We start from the raw sequence: 19,451 nt of genomic DNA on the forward strand, positions 1-19,451 counted from the left end.
GCGGATAGAGGGATTACTCTGTCGACTCTCTGTTATCAGTCAGACACAAGTAACCCTCAGAAATGGAGCATACTACAGTGACAAGTCACAAATTTTTTTCTCTGACCGCATTAAGTCACCGCATAATCAGCAAGCAGAGTTACAGCCCTGCTCTGGTCAGAACAACCGTTTACAATGTATAGCGACCAACAATTTTTAACGCATGAAAGTAAAAACCAGCCTCATCTGACACGCCAAGTTTACGCATTGCCGAGCGTTTATAATGACTGACGGTTTTAAAATTTAAATATAATTTTTTGGCTATTGAATTGGTATTCAGTCCCTGACCAAAATACTTAATAACACTTATCTCTCGTTGGTTTAAGGCAGAATAATCGGCTATGATTCCTTTATCCGGAATGCAGAACTCTGCGGCGGAAACTTCATGAAATAAGGAGATGGCCCGGGATATCTTGGCTCTGGCTCTGGCGAGATCATCGTCACGCCAGATAATCAAATTGCAGGCATGGTTACAAGTATCGGCGCAATAATCCCTATCACTCTCCTTTGCAAGCAGAACAAAAACCTGAGTTTTAACTTCACAAATCCTGATCCCAGGAAAATTTAAGCTCTGTTCAGACTCACTGAGCACAATATCAGATTCAAAACGCCCCTGTTCTCCAAAAATTATCAGCGGACTTTCACAGACAGTGTCATGATAAACGTCTTTGATCAGTTCGAGTAACGCATTAGCATAAAAATTATTTTTAGTATTTATTGAAATATTCATATTAAAACTCATTTAAAAAAGATACATAAGGAATTCAATACAATATTCATCTCAACCACAATAAGTTTGATTGGTAATAAAAATATATTTACCTAAGCGCTTATAATGCCTGCCTGCCTTGCCAGCGGGTTCCCAGATCATTTAAAGCCTCATACGCAACGCTATCAGAGAGCGTGACTCCCGCCGCTATCGGCAATGCAACCTTTGAATAAGGCTCAACCATCAGCGGCGAAAACTCTGCCTTACCCAGTTTTAATCCAGCCAGCGAAATATGCCAGGGGGTCGGATTATTAATAATGAGCTTTTTTTCTGCTCCGATGCCGACCACTTCAAACTTCATTTTATTAACATCGGCCTCTTTTAATTCACCAATGCTTTCAGGCCTGACAAATACCTTCATCCTGATTTTCAGCGGTAGTACCAACCGCCTCGCTCCGGCTTGTTGGCTGGCGGTATTAGGGGGAATCTGGAAAATATTAAGCCAAAATACGCTTTCCCGATCCTGCGGCAAGTTACCCGACGACAGTAATATCAGTCTCAAGTTACGTATCTCTCCCGGCTTCATTTTAAAAACCGGAGGATCAATCACAATCGGCGTCTGCACTTTATCCGGTGTGACCGTTGGGTCACCTTTATCAGTCCAGACCTGGACCACCACTGGCTGTTTCTCTGAGTTCACTAATGAAAGTGATTCAGACTGGCTACCCGAGTTAAACACCACCCGAGTTTTTTCCGCATTCACCACTGCATTGGCGTTAAACGCCGTGCTGCAAAGCATAAAACCCATTATAAAAAGGGTTTTATTGAAAACTGACCACCACCTGAAGCTGTGCATTGACGGTACCTGCTGTAGCTGTTTGACCACTGATGGCCTCAAGAGAGGCAGTGAAATTTCCGGTATACGTTGTGACACCGTCGGTAGAATCACCCTGACTGGTAGTTAGATCTTTATAAGCGTACCAACCGCCGGCATTGCCGGTGCGGGTAGTTTTTGAAGGTAGTAAATTAAGTACATTACCACTCTCACCATAAATTCTGATACCAACACCAGAAGCTACCCCCTCCGAATCGTAATTAGTATCAAGTAAATGTGTTATTCCACCTGAGGTTGTCTGCAAACCAAGATTGGTCGCTGCAGTAACAGCCGACGGCTGGTTAACTAAGAATCCCATTGCTACAACGGATGATGCCGTAACTGTGCCAACATTGCCGACACCGGAGACGGCTGAGTCCTCACAAGAGAGACTGATGGAAAATGTACTCTGACTTGTGTCACCATTATTAAGTGATGAATTACTTATGGTTGGAAGATTAACAACTGAGGGATATTCTTTAACCATACACATCGCACCACGAACGAAAGTTACATCATTATATAGCCCGAAACTTCCCGGCCAGTTATCATACCAGCCACAAATATTAGCACTTTCTAGCACCCCATCAACTATACAAGCACTTGGTAAACCAGGTCCGCGAAAAGCAATAAAACCGGCATCATAAGCGTAAAGGTATAGATATGGAGTTGTAGTTATACCAGTAATTGCTTTAGATGCAGTTTTAAAGACTTCAACATAAACATCAGAAAACGCGCTGGCCGGAATGTAGATATAAGTATCATCCTGAACCCAGTCTTCAGAGGTCAACTTACGAGATTGCCAACGCCCAGTAAAATACTTACCCGTTTTTTGATTAGTTAGCCTGACGGCAACCCCATCAACATATGTATGATAAGCACTCTCAATGTCGGTAGTTTCCGTACCACCTGAAAATGGGTAGTATGATTGCGCGGTATATACTTCAGAAAGAGAATCCGCGTCTGCTAAAGCACATCTGAATAGTATTTGATTCGCAGTAAATGCAGTTGACTGCGCTCCAGTCAAAAAACTTGCCGATGCGCTGGCAAGCAGTGTTCCTCCGGGCATAAATGAGTTATTTGTCGTGATGGATATCTGTGGTGGTAGGCCCAGCTTACCACCACATGTAGCATGACAAGCACCAAGCCAATTGGCAGCGGTGTATCCTGAGGAGATTAAATCTGCCGTTAGCAACGTTGTGTTAATGACCCGAACACAGACTGCATGGGAAATAATTGGAGTAGATATCAATAGCGTAGCTATTAATATCTTTATTTTCTTTAACATATATCACCAATATGAATTACTGACCCATAAGGAAAGTCAGGGAACCTTGGGGCGTGGCTATATCGTTAAGCCTCGCCCACACCTTTATCACCAATAATGAACATAAGTCATCCCGCTGCCAAATAATAATAATCAGCGTTCATTTGTAATCTTATCAGGATTAGCCATAGCACACTTCGCTATCAGTTGAACAAGCTCATTTCCCGAAGCTATCGGAAGTTGATAATTAATCCTGCACTGTTGAACCTCATCATCCCCCCATTTAACAAACAACACACCTGACTGATTATTAATTCGGGCGTATATCTGTCCACCCTGACCGACCATTCCAAGATTATTGCCATCTTTATCCATAACATCGGCTCCCATTGGTATCACCTGGCCCTGATCAAGTAAGGTATTAATTAATACCTGCTGGCCGGATAACGTTTCAAAGTTAACCTGGACAAAGGCACCGGCATACGGCACCACCTGCTGACTCCCTCCCTGAATCTCAATCTGAGAATCAAGCCCTTTGGGATCCAGACTGACGGTGTTGTATTGGTAAGGCGAAAGTGAAGGCAAAATCGCGTAACCAAAACTGTCTATTTTTGCACCCTGGCCATTTTTAATTTCAGCTCCTTTAGCCCCTTCCGCTTTTACCAACGCAAAAGTATCGCTGACGTATGGACCATAGGTGACACCACCAGGATGTATCAACAAGGTTCCAGAGGTTCCCAGCCCTAATTGCTTATAATCGTTGCCCTGAGAGTATGAGCCACGGAATGTCCCCTTCGCAGTATTCTGCTGCAACGATCCGCCCCACGTCATGGTATTACTGCTCTGTTGATAATTCTCTACGCCACTGTAAAGCGAATATGACAAATTCCTGTTTTCGGTCAATGTTCCTGACATCGAAGTGGTTAGCGACTCTGAAGACTTATTTTTGTTCATATTGACTGAAATATTCGGTCGGCTATCACCCCATTCCAGCGGCATCGAAAACCCTACTGATATTGTATTTTCCGTATATTTCTGTCGGCTTTGATCGTCTTCATAATTACTGACATAATTATTTCTGCTGCTGTAACTGGTTCTCTGTCGTCCAACATTGATGCTGTAACTGATTTTTTTATAGCTGTTACTGTAACCCAGCTGAAACTGGGTAATCCGTGAATTATTGCTGTAATAGTCCGACGTACTGGCATTTAATGACAGCGATCCCAAACTATCAAAATTTTGTACTACTGTAGCGCTAAAGCGGTTCTTTTGATTCAGTGAATCGGAATAATATTGTGTATCCCCGTTCTGGTAACGTCTGACCCCAAGCACATCCTGTAAATCCCTGAAGCCACTGGTCGAATAGCGATAAGCCGCCAGCGTCAGGTTGGTTCCACTGTCAAATGTACGGCTGTAACTGGTTTCGGCACGCCAGCCGGACTGCGTCTGGTCATCCTCCGCTTTAGCGTGCGAGTAAGTGGCGTTAACCCCGACAGCACCGAATTGTGTGGCCATCACACCGCCAATCAGATACGCCTGATAATCTTTTGCCAGTCGTATGCCAGCATTACCGGTAAAGCGATTACTTAGCCCATGTTGTAAAACACTTTCAAAGAACTCGTTATCAACTTCGTAATGCTGCCGGACCCGACCCAAAGCCAGTTGATAGTTCCAGATCCCCGGGCGCACAGAATCCGGCACCGCGGAGTAAGGCACAGTAAAGCTTGAGGTCTTGCCGTTAGCTTCAAATACGGTTACCTGAAGATCACCCTGACCGCTGGTGTTATATAAATCATCAATAACAAACGGGCCGGGTGAAACCACGGTTTCATAAATGGTATTACCAAACTGTTTCACGACCACCCGCGCAGTCGTATCCGCACTGCCGCGCACTTCCGGCGCATAACCACGTTTACTTTGTGGATACATGCGCAAATCATTTTCCAGTTTAACGCCATTAAACGCCAGACTGCCGAAAAGGCTACTCTTAGTATAACTGTCGCCCAAAGTGACCAACGAACTGATTGAGGGCAGCGGTCGCTGTGCAAAAGTACGCACGCTATCCCAGCTATGGCTCCTGACGCTGTTATTTTCGCTGTAACGTAGGTTAGACAGATTCCTCAGTTGCCACAGACCGATATTGGTACCGCTATTAATGCTGCTCCACAGGGTCTTGGTCTTGTAGCCGCCGCTACTGTGGGTTTCATAATAGTTAGTGTTATGTTTACTGAACAAACCTAATGCGCCACTGTCCCACTGCGAAACAGGAATAAACCCGCGCGGCTGCCGGTACAGCGAGCTTTGCGGAATCAGTAACTTTAATTTCAGTGTAGACTGCTCAAGCTCCCATGAAGAACCTGCTGATAAATCTGAAAACCATGCACATTGTCCATCTACAGGATTTGCCGCCACTGAGTCTGGCTTAAGCTGAATCAGTTTAATATCCTCTGCGCTAAAACAGGGCTGTGTTGCGGCCGCAGAGTCACCGGGCTTAGAACCAAAAGCGATCTCCAGATTCTCCTTAATTAACCTGTTATTAACAAAGAGATCAACCCGATAGCGCCCGGCTTCAGTTTCTATCACCTTTTCATTTAATTTCGCCAGATTAATCGATAACCCGGTCCCCTGCAGCAGCCCTGGATCAAAATAAAAGTCCTCAGCCAACACCACAGGCTGGTAACAAGCCAGGATTGAAAGCGTTATCAAGGAATAAGGTTTTGCCAATAAGCTATCAGTCAGTGATTTCATATACATGATTCACATATGCACCCTGATCGTTAATAGAGGTTAGCTCCACGCTGAAATTCTTCATTGATGGCAACTTTTCGAATTTAATTTCAGTCTGGGAAAAAGGTGCTAACATATCGGCACTGCGGTTATATTTTTTATTTCCTGATTTGATATTAACATTCACCAGCGAAACAAAAAAAGGTGATGTATTATTGATTTTCACTATCGTTTTATCACCAGCCTGACGGGTGGCAATCTGAATATCGTCTTTATTATTTCTGATTTTTTTAGCGATTGACTGAGGACGATAGAAAATCTTTACGCGATTTTTTAACATCACCAGCACTGAGTTACGTTTTTGCTCGCTGTCTTTATCCAGGTTAGCGGGTGGAATCTGTAAAAAGTTAAAGAAAAAAACCGATTCTCGATCCTGAGGTAAGTTTTTTCCACCGCTGTACGCCAGACGCAAAACCTGACCACTGCCTGGCATAATGCGGAACAACGCAGGAGCCGCAACAAAAGGAGCTTTCGCCGTTGCTGGCGTCGATTCTTCATCGCCACTGTCAATCCACACCTGCACCGCATAAGGAATAATATCCTTATTAGCGAACTCAACATTCACTGATGCGCTTTCAGCAGGATAAATTATACGTGTACCGATCATGGTGACGCTGGCATTGGTCAGTGTGGAAAAAATCATCAACGCGACCAACAGTACAATGCCCTTAATTCTGTTTATCGCAGTAGTATCAGCAATCATTTTTACAACCTAATTTATTCTTCACCACGTCGACTCTGAATAAAAAATCTCAGACTGGATAAAATATGATGGCAGGATAACCGCCATCATATTCTGGTTCAGACCGGCTTATTGATAATTCAGTGCATATTGTACAGAGGCTTTAACCGTACCTGCAGCAGCAGCACCCGTTGCAAAATAGCGGGCATAATAGGTTTGCGTTGCGACCGCAGATTCAGCTGCCAGCGCAATATCTCCTTTGCCTGTCCAGGTAGAATTGAGATCAATTGGTGCACTTGCACTGTCCAATAGCTGAATATTGACATTGGTTGCTGTACCCGTATTACCGAGTGTTCCCGCTCCTGCGGTAGAAGTATCAACTGCATTACCGGTGAATTTCGCACCGATAGTGGAAGCCTCGTCAGAGGTTGTGCAACCACTAACATTAAATTCAAAACTGGTGGTGCCAGCAGTGGTACCCGCAGTTTTTAAATCCTCTGTGGATACGGTTGGTAATAAAACAACCGGGCTCGCCTGACCATTTACCAGTACGGTGCACGTTTGCGCCGTCACCTCACCTTCAAAACTGATGGTGTTGTCCGAAACTGCTGCAGCACTCACTGAGTAAACTGATAGCAGCACACTGCTTAAACACATCACTTTTTGACTAACTTTCATTGCTTACGCCTCAATTTGATCCAGCACTTATTAATAAAAAAATTCACATTTACTTAGTTTGACCTGACCGCATAATGTTAATCTTTGCCAAAAAAGCATGGAACTATGTATTGGTAATTAAGAAAAACACAACAGATTTGACTGCACTTAAGGTTAATACATGTTTTAAATGACAAAAAAAAGTATTAAAGCAGTATTTTACACTAAGAATATTAAGGAATTAATCAAGAGGGCTCTTGTCTTTTCGACGGATCATGCTGATAAATAGCGTTTTTTATCAGCTCAGAGGAGGGAGTACTGGAAATAAACAGGTGTAGAGCAGCCAAGCGGGTTGGGTAGCATTACAAGATGAAGGGGTGTTCAGAGTGTAGGCTGTGAAGGGTTTAACGGTAAGCAGTGACACCCCCGCATCATTCAGAAGCAGGGGGTATCGACTATTTATTACATGTCATAACATAAATCGGTTCGTTGTAGCGAGTAACTACCACTTGCGAAGAGCTTATTATCCGCGTGCTGAATATCATGCTGCCTTTATCCACAGACAAATATTCTGGTAAAGTTGCCCCCAGCAATGAAGACATGTCACGGTCACTGAGCGTTCTGTGTATGCCGGTTATTTCCATAATATTTTTATTATACTGATAGTTAAAATCTATCCTTCCGCGCGTTAAATATTCCTGCTGTTCATCAAAAATTTTACCTGAGAACTCCATATTTCCGGATTGATTGCTGTTGAAGAGAAAAAAAAGCCTGATATTAGCAGTTTTGATATTATCATTTCTAAAATCAAGTAATTTTAATTCAGCTTTACAAATCCGGTAAGGAAAAATGCCAGGCGCACTCCCTTTTCTGTTTTCGCTGAAGGTCAATAAAAAAGCAAGAAAGATAAATAGTAATATATAGACTCCACCTTTAAGTTTTCTGCTAAAAAATGTCATAATGAAACCTCATCATCGACAATGATATTAAAGCAGTCTTGCGGATTGGGGATGGTGCCAGACAGAAGTGTACAGTAGTATATTAACTTATATCCTCTCTCATTAGAAAAATATACATTGGCATCTCTGTTGCAATCCAATTTATATTTTTCCAGTTTAGATTTCACCTCATTGACAGCCAGATTATCCAGGCCCGGTAAAGCTTTCTTTAAGGGATAAATGTTGCAATTATTTATTTTATCAATTGGAGGATAATTAAAATAAACCTGATTACTTTTGTAGTAACTTAGAAAAATCACTAAAATGATTACTAACAATATACAAAAGCCTGCAGCAATAGCTATATTCCTCTTATAGCTTACAAAATTAAATGGCTTTTTTTTGATATGCGTATTGTTTTCTGTTAACTTAATCTTGTGAAGGTCCTGCTTATCAAGAACCTCTTCCACATAAGGCAATACGTTTTTTTTCTCTTCACTTTCGGTCACTATTGATAAAGCCTTCATAGAAAATCCGACTTTTGGCAGTGTAACGATAATATTGTCTTCTCCGAGACTTGCCAGGGATTTCCTGATAACCGAGATGTAGTGATACAGATTATTACTCGACGCCACCAGTCCATGATTTTCCCAAACCTCTGTCAGTATCTCATCACGGGTAAGGACTTTATTATTGTTCTTAATCAACAGGATCAATAACCTTGATGCTGGCGCAGCAAGGATAGTTGGGTCTTCACGCCCTTCTGTAAGGCTTAAAGAGCCCATTTGATCGTTAAAAATAACACGAGAGTTGATGGTATAAATAGCCACAAGCTACCTGCTAAAATTAATTAATAACTTAATATTTACTATTTATTAATAAATATTTCACTTGTTAACTGCACTTAATGATTTTAAATTTTCTTCGATAGCGAAGATCCACAACCACAATCCCGTCACATTAACTAAACATATAGACTACATTACATGAATGTGCCAGAATCGTTGCAAACTTATGCAAAAGGTTAATCAATATTTAAGAATTGGTGAATTTACGTTAAGTACAACTGTTAGTCAGGTCATGGCCAGTATAATAGGAATTTTCCCAATTTTAAACTATACAGCAAATGCTATTTAGTTTGGCATTAGGCGAGAAAGCTAACATTTTTTACCATACGCAAAATGACAACCAGTTGATTACCTTAATATACCACCACTCTACGGGACAATCTGCTAAAGTAAATTAGTTAAATGCTGACAACTCTTCAGCCCTCTTAACCCGGAGCAGGTTTGCTGACCTCTTTCAACGCGGAAGTCGAGTCTCTGTTTATTTTACCGCCACTCGCACAAAACGTGCATTCCTGTTCAGGAATTATTCTTAATCCCCTAAGAGATAATCCTGGTCAGTAAATTATCCTCTTACTGCAATCGGCTTAGTTATACATAAATCGGATCTTATTTTTGATGTTATTAGTCGCGAGATATTAAGAATATTGCTAATTTATAAATATATCGTGAATCTGCTTGATAGCTTGCCAATTACAGTTTCACTTCGTACTATATCAACCTAAAATCAAATGGATATTATGATTGAACCTATTCACGCTCAAATTTTACCATCTCTTAACTGGATGGATACCCTGAGCGCCAGCGGTGAGATCAAGGTCACTGCCAGCTGGATGGGTGTTGACCTGTAATGGAGAAGAAAAACATGAAACTCTGCCGGCCTTGCTTACTGGTGTGCCTTAACAGCTTTATATTTCCTGCCGGTGCGGCATACTTTAATTCTCTGGTTTTCGATATGCAGCCGGACGAAAAATTTATCTCTCGCCCGATGGTCAATGACACATCACGTACCAATCTGTACACCGTATCGGCGTATAAAATCGATAAGCCCGGTAAACACGGGGAAAACCGTATCGACGGCGGAGAGATGGAAGTGGTGTACTCACCGCTGAAATTTACCGTTCAGCCTGATGGCAAAGAGTATTTCAAGTTGTACTATCGCGGCCCGCAGGATGATATTGAGCGTTATTATCGGGTAGTATTCAAAGAGTCACCCATTCAGATTTTCCCGTTCAGGAATCAAAACCAGAATACCGATATTATTCCGGTGGTATCCATGAGTACCTTCCTCGTGGTCAGACCGCGTAAGGCGAAACTGGAATTCAAGATTGATGAAGCCAACGGCACGATTCATAACACCGGCAACACCTTTTTTCGGGTGATTATTCAAAAAGGCTGTAATGGCGATGATGAAAGCTCTACTCAATTTTATATGCTGCCCGGTGAGGAGTACCGCTCCCCCATTGCCAAAGCCAATAATAAGAAGTTTATTGTCGCCATGGGACGTTATCAAAATCTGGGTGAAGGTTGTTTTAAATCAGCAAGCTAACTTTTAGCTTGTTTAGCCTTGTTGCAGGATAGCATGCTGAAAAAAACGCCCCGCATCTACGGGGTGTTTTCAGCTACGACTGCGTCATAAATCCGTTAGCCGTCAGTTATTACGCTTATTAAACTCTTCATAACGGAAGTACATATCACACGACATCATAAATTCGTTATGCCAGTGCCAGTATGTATGCAAGAAGTAATAAGCCAGGCAAGGCATAAAACAGAGTATAAAGTAGGTTTCAAATCCGATCTGCCACTGTAACAGGCTAAGTGCGCTGCTGATACAGACAATCCACACTGCCACAACCAGCAGCAATAGCAGAACTCTGATGATAAACGGCTTTGCATACAGCGAATGGATAGGGATTGATTTTGAGAAGAAAAAGTCAATCTCCTTTAAGAACACTCGGCCGAGAAAAACATACCGTTTTGATAACAAGGAAAATATCAGGTTAATCGCCAATACCACCGCACATAAAATCAGCATGGCAATCATTAGCCTGGCTGAAAAGAATCCCTCAGTTAAGGAAAAGTCCGAATTAGCAGCCAACGGACTGACAGATATCAGGTTAATCAAGGCAACCGGTAAAATATAGCATCCCAGATATTGATAAAGATTTCTATAGCGTACTCCAGTTGAAACCGTTGTCAGCAACTGCCTGATATAAACGGTCCTGAGCCAACGAAATATCAACAAGATATATAGCGGTGACAAGACATACAGACAGATGACGCTGTAGATCATCGAGGGTAGCATCAGGCAACATTTAACGATGAGCCAAAAGACGAATATTGACAGCGCACTGATAATCGTTGGCCGTGATAAAAAAATCAGCGCAGGACTACAGTGTTTCCCTGTAAAAGCATCGACATCGACACGACCTATAACATAACTGTATGCCCACCAGGCTTTTAGTTCATAAATAAAATTAAACAGCATAATAGATAGTAGCCCACTAATGAACCACACATCGTGCTGTGTCACCTTGTAGTCATTATTCTTCCAGTAAAAACCCAGAACAACAAACAGCACAGAATAGAAAAAAAGAACCAGCCTTTTATCCTGAAAACGGATAAATTTAAGATAATCGGGAATCATAGCGCACCAGTAAATATTTAAAACTTTCTGCAATGCAGCGTCATTTCCGGCGCGAAGCCGTCAAAATCATTCAGCATATGCCCGAGATAAGCTTTATTACTCACCTCAATCAGCAATGGTGCCATAGGATTGTTTAATAAATGCTCCATCGACTCAGTCCATTTTACGGTATGGGTTAAGTGCAGCGATAAATTCTCTTTAATCATCGCCGGATCGGCTTCTGGCCTGCCGGTAACATTCATCAGCACGTCGTACTGTGGGCGTTTAATCTCTACCGTGGCTAAAAAGTCTCGCATCTGCTGCACTCCCGCTGCCATCAGTCGGGTATGCCAGGCGCCGCTGACACCAAGTTTTGCCGTCTCATAGCCGCCAGCCGTCAGAGTGCGGGAAAATTCCGTCAATGATGCACTGGTTCCGCCGATAACCTGCTGCCGATGACTATTATCACAACTGACATCCACTTCAGCGTCAGATCGGGCAATCAGGTCGATTATCGTTTGATAATCAATACCTTTTACGGCGTACATTGCACCTTTATTCACTTTACTCAGATCATTCATCAACGTTGAGCGAAAGTGGATCATTTTAAACAGGTCTTCGAGCGTGACGGAATTGGCCGCATATAATGCAGCGTATTCACCTACACTGTGGCCACATAATCCCACCACCTTTGACGTCTCAATTTTCTCACGACACAATGTAAACAGCGTGGCATTAATCGCCGTAACCGCCACCTGTTGACAGGTGGTTTGCACCAGTTTATTCATTGGCCCTTTCAGACAAAGACGGCGAATATCCGTCTGAGAAATATCGCTGGCACAATCCCAGATCTGCCGGGTAACATCATTAATATCCCATAAATCTGAACCCATACCGATGACGGGATTGCCCTGACCGGCAAACATAAAGGCGACCGGCTGTGATTGCTTAATTTCCATAACAAAAACCTTAGAAATGATAATTAAAACCTAAATAATTTCCGAGCGTTTCGCCAAACAGGCCGAATTCGGAATCCTTGTTGCCAAAAGCGGCATACACGCCGGTGTAGATTTCCAGCTGCTTGCTCCATTTATCCAGCGGTTTGGTATAGGTAATCCCCACAATCGAACTCTTATCAAGCATATTAATCACAACCCAGGGTTTCAGGCTGGACTGATCCTGCATCAGGATACTGGCGTAACTGTTAAGGTAATGCCTGCCCAGCAAGTTACCTTTACTGGATGTGTTGTAGATTTCAGATGCCATTAAATATTTATACGCATCGAAGGCGTTATCCAGCGGCGCGTAATGGGTTCTCTGATTGAGAAATTTTATTAAATCGGTCTGTTTGCGCCATTGCGCAGCAGAATAGCCTTCGCTCTGAAAATAATACTCTACGCCAAACTGGCTAAAGCGGTCGGTGGTGTACTGCATTCCCAGCGCCAGCTCAATTCCCTGTTTATCATTGGTGCGGTACAGCTCCTCTGGAAAAGCGTAATTCTGCACTCTCTCAGCACTATCCCTATCCAGATGACGCCACTGCTGTTGCATATGCCAGGCTAATTCGGCATTGAAGATCAACTGCGGAGACAGGTTGTAACTGTTAGCCAGCGCCAGGGATTTTGAATCACCCAGCATGAGGCTGGCTGACGGCGTAAAATTGTCAAAGCGATAATCGGTGTAAGTCAGTAAATAACGATCGCTGCTGTTCGAACGTTCGAGCGCAGACCAGTTACTGGAGGACTCATAGCGCTTATCAATGTGCGTAAATTTTGGCGCTACCGTTAATGACAGGGAGCGATCCGCACTATCCTCTGACAGCACTGCGCCCCAGAAGGACTCGGTATAGGCCTGCTTCATAGCGGGATGGTTTATCCGCGTCGGTTTAAATCCTGCATAGTCGTTATTCAACAGACCAGCCGGGGATTTAAGGTAAAACAGCCCTCCCTTATTTCTGATTTTGCCAGCATCCAGCCTGACAGTATCGGAAAGGTTGTAAGAGAGACTTAACCGATCAAACAGCACTCTCATCCGGTTATCATCTTTTTCAAATGCGCCGGTTGTCTGGAACGGATAATAAGCCAGCCCATACAGAGCAACACTGAAACTCAGCCGATCTTCAATCAGCTGACAGCGATTACTGTATTTAACCGCCAGGTCGTTATAACCATTATTGGCGCGGTATGGATTATCCCCGTCTATTTGCCAGGCTGAAGGCATTTTCCGCACGTAAGCGATCTGGCCAAACAGTTCCAGATCGGCGTCAGACAGGCAGGCCGCCACCCTTTCCGCTGGCAGCAACAGCATCGGCAGCATCAGCCAGCGAATAACAGACATTAATTGCCCCCCCGCTGAATATACTCCTTAGTAAAATGCGACAGCGGCAGCGATTCAAATCTTAAATTGCTGTATTCCATTACGGTATAACCACTGCCGTGGCGCGCATCGGTTACCACGATTTTCGCTGGCCTGTGCTTACCAAGCAGCGGCTGGTAATCCTGATACAGCACCTCTTTCATAAGTTTGTCATCCAGTGAAAAATAGGCGGCTTTAAACGGACGATAGCTACCCTGTTCAACGAGATAGTTTACTTTTGGATAGGTTACATCCGGCGACTTGCGCTCCAGCGCCAGCTGGTAGCAGATATTGTCACCGCAAGGTTGGTCGTCCAGCCGCTTAGCGTTATAGGCATATTCAAAGTTAGTGACAATGACGTCCCCATTGGAAATCTGACCTAACAGTCTTTGCTGGCGGGAGATGGGAATTGGGCGTCGCAATTCCGGCGTGTAAAACCACAAATCATACCAGTCGGATAACATCACTTTCCCCCTGTCCCTTGGCGGGAAAATAAAGCGTACCAGCGAGCGTGCATCGGCCTCGCTATTCGCCTCAGGTTTAAGAAAGCGCATGGAAACATCCAGAACCTGCTTGTTGGTCGGATCGGCCGCGCCCGGTTTATACTCCAGCACCGTAACGGTGTAGCGGAAGGGTTGATTCGGTGAACGTACATCGTCAGACTGGCGAATAATTTCCAGCGCGGTAGTTTGTGCAGAATCAGCCCATGCCAGCGTCGAAAGCAGCAGAGAAGAGAATAACGATAAAGATGCGCAAACTTTCATTTGGTTGTTCCTAGACTGATTTAAATGCATCTGAAATATTGAGTCTGGATGCCTTAAGCGCCGGCAGTATTGATGCCAGTGACGCCGTCAGGATTGGCAGCACCAGGGTAATCCAGTACAAATCGAAGTTATCGGTTTTGATAAAGGCGTTGTAACCCTGGGACTGGCCCGGTGACGGCGGCATCGCAATGCCTTTCAGGTTAATTATCCCGGCCAGAGCAAAACCGATAATCAGACTGCCGATCGCGCCAATCGCGCCAATAAAGATTCCCTCTAACAGAAACAGTCGCGAGACATGGGCAGGCCGCAGACCAATAGCCCTCAATGTGGTGATTTCACGGGTTCTTTCGAGAATGTTCATGCTCATCGAATTACCGATCATAAAGATCACGATCAGCGCGACGATCACTTTGATAAAGAAGTAGATACCTGACAGCAGACCTTCTACCTGCTGATAAAATATCGATAACTCTTTCCAGTTTTTCACTATCAACGGCAGCTGCTTATCAGCGATAAATTTTTCCAGCTTGATGCTAAATTCATCCAGTTGCCGATCGTCTTTCAGCAAAATAACAAATTTGCTGACGCCGTCAGTGGCCATCACTCGCTGCGCGGTTTGCAGCGGCATTTTCATTGCGACATCATCGTAATCTTTAATTCCTGAAGAAAAAATACCGCGAACCTTAAGCGATAATGCCCCCTGTCCGCCGTGACTGTTGACCACCAGCAGATCCACCCAGTCGGCATAGCGTGCGCTGAGGGTATTTGCCAGACCACTTCCCAGGGTTATTTCGTCATGTTTAATGCGTGACAGATCGCTACCGGAAACCAGTTTGTCGAAAGAACCGAGTTTTAATGCCGGTAACGGCTCTACTCCCAGTGCGGAAAAATAGCTGGAGGTTTCGTGCTCATATTGTGAAATTACCCCGGTGAACTCAAGCTGGCCAGAGATGGTCGAAATATACTTCGATAACTCCGGATCATGAATAATATCGGCTTTCAACCCCTGATAATTATTAATGATGCTTTTACTTTTGTTCGAGGTCTCAAAGTATGACTTATCATAGATCTGAATATGACCGATATTGGTACGTACCGTTTGCTGCTTCAGAATCCAGAAGGAGTAGTCGATAAAGCCGCCGTAGAGGAATATCGCTACGCCACCGAGGATGATGGCAAAAATGGTCGAAAATGAGCGTCTTTTATGCCGGAACAAATTCAGAAAGGCAAATTTGGTATCCTGCGCGGTGAATAACACGCTATACATTAAAAAGCATAAAATCATTAAAACAGCAATGCTGGTTAATATCATTCCAATATTCATTTACTCACCTTTTACCAAAGGCATCAGAATCTGTGAGACTTCATTCAAATCCCATGCAGGCGTGCTGTCAGCCTCCAGCGCCAATAATCTTAATTGCGTCGCGCTGCCGTTTTTCATCTGTTTCAGCAATGCATCAGCGCGTGCATTTTCCTTGCAACTGGACAACGCGCGATAACGCATATAGTTAATCTGCGCAAGGATATCAGCATCAAATTTATCGCTCTGTTTTAACAATATATCGGTATCATTCAACGTAACCACGCAGCGCCCCAAACCTGCCGGTAAATAAGCATCGATACGCGCACGTAAATAACGAACGCGCAGATTCTCTTCATGGGAATCCACCGCTTCATCGAGGTAAAAAAATCCCAATTTGGCGTACTCTGAAGCGTTGACGTAGTCGTTAACCGCTTCAAAGTGATTTGCCAGTCGCAGCATGGCGTAGGAGTAAAATATCAGTGAGGTGATATTTTTTTCGCTGTGATATTCATCAAACAGCTGATTGCTGGTGTTTAACAACGCGTCAGCCTGGCTGGGAAAACCTTGTTGTATCACTTTCTCCACTGCCGGCAGCGGTGCAGCCACAGCGATCTTCTGTGCAGCAATGAATAAGCCAAGCAAAAAAAACAGCATAAGTTTATTTAGCGGAGTCACGGACTAACTCTCCATCTTCAATTTCGATAACACGTCTGGCCCGATCTTTTAGCTGGGTTGAGTGCGTTGAAATAATAAATGTGGTGCCGGTGTCCTGATTAATCTTCATTAGCAGGTCGAGAATCGCTTCACCGGTTGCGAGATCAAGATTACCGGTTGGCTCATCGGCTACCACCACTTGCGGATTATTTGCCAGCGCTCGGGCAATGGCTACGCGCTGTTGCTGACCGCCCGATAGCTGGCCTGGTTTACGATCGCGCAGCGTGCTAATGCCAACGCTGTCGAGGTAATGCAGTGCCTGCTCTTTTGCTGTTTTTTTGGTGTAATTTCCGTTCAAAATCAACGGGTAACAAACGTTATCAAAGGCACTCAGTACCGGAATCAGGTTGAAAAACTGGAAGATAAAGCCCAGGTGTTTACTTCTGATTATTGACAGCTGATTTTCATTTAAATCGTTAAGCGCTTTGTCCAGAAACAGTGTCGATCCAGCCGTTGGTTTATCTATACCTGACAATATATTGAGCAAAGTGCTCTTTCCACTTCCTGATGGGCCGCATAATGCGAGAAACTCCCCTTTGTTAATCTCAAGGTTAATATTCCTGAGCGCATCAACTTTGTTATCTCCGACGCCATAACTTTTGAAAATATCAATCAATAGTATTGCCGGCAGTGCTTTTATGCTGCTTGCCATCATTTATCCCTGCCAGTATTCGTTAATAGCGGGTATCGAACCAGCTAAAGCCGCCAAAATTATCGGGTATCACCGTGCGCATTTTGCCGTGACAATCTGTTTGCTGGTCAAGATAGATCCAGCTCAGCGCAGGCGAAAGGCATCCGCTGCCGCCATAGAGTTCAGTGAGATTAATCGTTTTAATTTCCGATCCAGCCGTATTGCTCAGCAACTCACGCTCGGTGGCGCTTTTTCTTAAACCGGAGAAGGTGATCAGATTAATATCAGAATCCTTTCCCATCATTTCCATGCTCAAGCTATTATCAGAGTCAGCAGCCGAGTAATGCCCGCAGTTAATCTTAAGATCACTTTCGTGATGACTAAAAATAAAACAACCCGTTCGCTCAACAGACAAGTTCATTTTGAATTCCTTGTCTCTGAATTTTTCTTTCTTATTAATCGGAATATCTTCTTCAGAGAAAACCAGTACCGGTATCGCCCGATAAGCGGCTAATATCACCACAAAGTCAAAAACACCCCAATTCAGGTAGTCCTCTGCTACTCTCATCGCCTGCACCAGAGACTGTTTTTCCCCTCTGATTTTGCAGGTAAAATCTTTTACCGAAAATTTCTTTACTAAATTTTTCGGTAGTGTATCGATGATTGCCGTATGCAGTGCACTGGAGATATCTTCCAGCGGGCCGGATTCTCCCCAACTATCAACATAAATAAATGCGGTGCGCGACTTTAGCAGCTGCATACGCTGTTTAGCAGTTAATTGCTGCAAAGCGGCGTCAGAAACTTGTTCCATCGCATCGATATACTCTTTATAGCGAGGAGTTCTGATCATCTCTCTGGCATAGGCATCTTTATGGGTGCCAAAACGTTTAAAGCCCCACGCGTGCGCCGCTGTCGACTTAAGTGCCTTCTTATACAGATGAGACTCCCAGACGTTTAACCAGCAGGGATGGTATAAATAAATGCTTTCCTGTGGTTCCGTCATCGAGAATGAAGATAAATACATCACACTTCCTAAATCAGTTTACTGACCAATGTCATTATCAGACATCACCACAGCAATAATAGAACCATCAACACCCAGCCCCACTTTCAGCAGATGATGTTTATCGTGTTTGACGATGCCTTTATTCAGCAACAGATGCCGGGCCATATTTTCACGTATTGCCGTGGTTCCCACCGGGGAAATTAATTCACCGCTGCATAATGAATAGTGACCAATAATTAAATCAACAATGCCAGATCCGGTCGGGGTATAGCCCATCTGCCCTTTATAGGCCAGCACCGGTATAGAGTGTTCAGTTAATAACGCGGCAATCGCCTGCGCCTCCGCCTTATCTGTGGCCTCTGAACCATTACCGTGTGGAACAATGGCACACAGACTGTCAATACTGATGCCGGCTTTGTCGATAGCCTTATTGATCACTTTTAGCCAATTAGCGCTCAGCTGCGTCGCATCGTTTCCTCTGCCGGAGCTAATTTGTGCATAGCTGGAGGCTAAGCTGATGCCATGCGACAGCCCTCTGGCACGGCGATGTCTGGCACTTTCCAGCACCATCGCGCAATGGCCTTCGGCAAACAGCACACTTTTGCTCTCTTCGCCAAAGGGTTGCACCACTTCACTGTCCAGCATCGATTGCCCGGCAAGAAAAGCAATATCCTGCGTGGTGATCTGCGAGCAGTTAATCACCACAACCAGGTCAATGTCACCACTCTCTATTGCCTGAATCGCCAGATGCACCGCAGACAGAGACGAATTACTGGTGCACTGCAAATTCGGAGGACTGTATTTCAGGCGATATTTTTTTGTGAGACGGTGTGCCAGTTTATCCTGACCCATTTCTCCAACGTGTAAATGAGTAATCGACTTATTGAGCGTGACATCTTCAATATCATTGTGATCATAAAAAGCCAGATAATCGATCACGTCCGCTCTGGGGCCAAGACCGGTAAGATATACCCGGACGTTTTCACCTGATAAGCAATGCTCATCGAGCATTGCTTGTTTCAGTGATTGATTAATCAGGCCACATATCCGTTCAAAAAAATTTTCTTTCGCTGGCGCAAGCCTGGCTGCAAGCTTATTTTCTTTTACTCCGCATTTAATTGCGGCTCTGTCAGATTCAAACCAATAATCCTTCGCAACCGTTCTACCCTGCTTGAGGTTATTGATTAATTCTTCACAGTCGTTAGCAAACGCCAGGCTCGCGCTGTAGCCAGAGATGATAGTGGCATTATCCAA

General features: G+C 44.0%; 18 protein-coding genes. 1 reads left to right on the top strand and 17 read right to left on the bottom strand.

What is annotated here, in order from left to right; all coding sequences use genetic code 11:
* Positions 1-169: 169 nt before the first annotated feature.
* The 8 genes from ACP3TC_RS13060 to ACP3TC_RS13095 all read right to left on the bottom strand — a co-directional run bounded on the left by ACP3TC_RS13060 (position 170) and on the right by ACP3TC_RS13095 (position 8,783).
* On the bottom strand, positions 170-769 hold the full coding sequence (locus ACP3TC_RS13060; protein WP_313856912.1) for a helix-turn-helix transcriptional regulator: 600 nt from the start codon (positions 767-769) through the stop codon (positions 170-172).
* A gap of 100 nt (positions 770-869) precedes the next feature.
* Positions 870-1,547 carry a fimbria/pilus periplasmic chaperone gene (locus tag ACP3TC_RS13065; RefSeq protein WP_313856909.1) on the bottom strand — a complete coding sequence of 226 codons (678 nt, stop codon included), beginning with the start codon at positions 1,545-1,547 and terminating at the stop codon, positions 870-872.
* Between the two features lie 22 nt (positions 1,548-1,569).
* Positions 1,570-2,910 (bottom strand): fimbrial usher protein StbD, encoded by a 1,341-nt coding sequence (gene stbD, locus ACP3TC_RS13070; protein ID WP_426816604.1) that lies wholly within the window; start codon positions 2,908-2,910, stop codon positions 1,570-1,572.
* Positions 2,911-3,042: 132 nt separating this feature from the next.
* Positions 3,043-5,637: a fimbrial outer membrane usher protein gene (locus ACP3TC_RS13075; protein ID WP_426816605.1), complete on the bottom strand. Its 2,595-nt coding sequence runs from the start codon at positions 5,635-5,637 to the stop codon at positions 3,043-3,045.
* Positions 5,621-6,379: a fimbria/pilus periplasmic chaperone gene (locus ACP3TC_RS13080; protein ID WP_426816606.1), complete on the bottom strand. Its 759-nt coding sequence runs from the start codon at positions 6,377-6,379 to the stop codon at positions 5,621-5,623. The genes ACP3TC_RS13075 and ACP3TC_RS13080 overlap by 17 nt, the downstream gene beginning before the upstream one ends.
* Before the next feature lie 108 nt (positions 6,380-6,487).
* On the bottom strand, positions 6,488-7,036 hold the full coding sequence (locus ACP3TC_RS13085; RefSeq protein WP_426816607.1) for a fimbrial protein: 549 nt from the start codon (positions 7,034-7,036) through the stop codon (positions 6,488-6,490).
* A gap of 434 nt (positions 7,037-7,470) precedes the next feature.
* On the bottom strand, positions 7,471-7,974 hold the full coding sequence (locus tag ACP3TC_RS13090; RefSeq protein WP_426816608.1) for a hypothetical protein: 504 nt from the start codon (positions 7,972-7,974) through the stop codon (positions 7,471-7,473).
* Positions 7,971-8,783, bottom strand: a complete 813-nt coding sequence (locus ACP3TC_RS13095; protein WP_426816609.1) for a winged helix-turn-helix domain-containing protein — start codon at positions 8,781-8,783, stop codon at positions 7,971-7,973. Before ACP3TC_RS13095 ends, ACP3TC_RS13090 begins: the two co-directional genes overlap by 4 nt.
* An 880-nt stretch (positions 8,784-9,663) precedes the next feature.
* On the opposite strand from ACP3TC_RS13095, the gene ACP3TC_RS13100 reads away from it, so the two are divergent.
* Complete coding sequence (locus ACP3TC_RS13100; RefSeq protein ID WP_426816610.1) at positions 9,664-10,347, top strand: molecular chaperone; 684 nt, start codon at positions 9,664-9,666, stop codon at positions 10,345-10,347.
* Positions 10,348-10,449: 102 nt separating this feature from the next.
* Here the strand turns inward: ACP3TC_RS13100 and ACP3TC_RS13105 are convergent, their stop codons facing one another.
* The 9 genes from ACP3TC_RS13105 to ACP3TC_RS13145 are packed head-to-tail and all read right to left on the bottom strand — an operon-like array spanning position 10,450 to position 19,451.
* Complete coding sequence (locus ACP3TC_RS13105; RefSeq protein WP_426816611.1) at positions 10,450-11,478, bottom strand: hypothetical protein; 1,029 nt, start codon at positions 11,476-11,478, stop codon at positions 10,450-10,452.
* The gene (locus ACP3TC_RS13110) at positions 11,463-12,383 is read right to left on the bottom strand and encodes an ACP S-malonyltransferase (protein WP_426816612.1); all 921 of its coding nucleotides are present in this window, start codon (positions 12,381-12,383) and stop codon (positions 11,463-11,465) included. Before ACP3TC_RS13110 ends, ACP3TC_RS13105 begins: the two co-directional genes overlap by 16 nt.
* Before the next feature lie 10 nt (positions 12,384-12,393).
* The gene (locus tag ACP3TC_RS13115; RefSeq protein WP_426816613.1) at positions 12,394-13,761 is read right to left on the bottom strand and encodes a hypothetical protein; all 1,368 of its coding nucleotides are present in this window, start codon (positions 13,759-13,761) and stop codon (positions 12,394-12,396) included.
* Positions 13,761-14,543 carry an outer membrane lipoprotein-sorting protein gene (locus ACP3TC_RS13120; protein ID WP_426816614.1) on the bottom strand — a complete coding sequence of 261 codons (783 nt, stop codon included), beginning with the start codon at positions 14,541-14,543 and terminating at the stop codon, positions 13,761-13,763. Before ACP3TC_RS13120 ends, ACP3TC_RS13115 begins: the two co-directional genes overlap by 1 nt.
* Before the next feature lie 10 nt (positions 14,544-14,553).
* Positions 14,554-15,867: an ABC transporter permease gene (locus ACP3TC_RS13125; RefSeq protein ID WP_313856895.1), complete on the bottom strand. Its 1,314-nt coding sequence runs from the start codon at positions 15,865-15,867 to the stop codon at positions 14,554-14,556.
* On the bottom strand, positions 15,868-16,452 hold the full coding sequence (locus ACP3TC_RS13130; protein ID WP_313856894.1) for a hypothetical protein: 585 nt from the start codon (positions 16,450-16,452) through the stop codon (positions 15,868-15,870).
* A gap of 52 nt (positions 16,453-16,504) precedes the next feature.
* Positions 16,505-17,212 carry an ABC transporter ATP-binding protein gene (locus ACP3TC_RS13135; RefSeq protein ID WP_426818276.1) on the bottom strand — a complete coding sequence of 236 codons (708 nt, stop codon included), beginning with the start codon at positions 17,210-17,212 and terminating at the stop codon, positions 16,505-16,507.
* 22 nt (positions 17,213-17,234) lie between these two features.
* On the bottom strand, positions 17,235-18,215 hold the full coding sequence (locus tag ACP3TC_RS13140; protein WP_426816615.1) for an ATP-binding protein: 981 nt from the start codon (positions 18,213-18,215) through the stop codon (positions 17,235-17,237).
* Positions 18,216-18,233: 18 nt separating this feature from the next.
* Positions 18,234-19,451: a beta-ketoacyl synthase N-terminal-like domain-containing protein gene (locus ACP3TC_RS13145; protein WP_426816616.1), complete on the bottom strand. Its 1,218-nt coding sequence runs from the start codon at positions 19,449-19,451 to the stop codon at positions 18,234-18,236.

Origin of the sequence: Winslowiella sp. 2C04, from assembly GCF_050037805.1 — a bacterium.
In the GTDB taxonomy this organism is placed as follows: Bacteria; Pseudomonadota; Gammaproteobacteria; order Enterobacterales; family Enterobacteriaceae; genus Erwinia; species Erwinia toletana_A.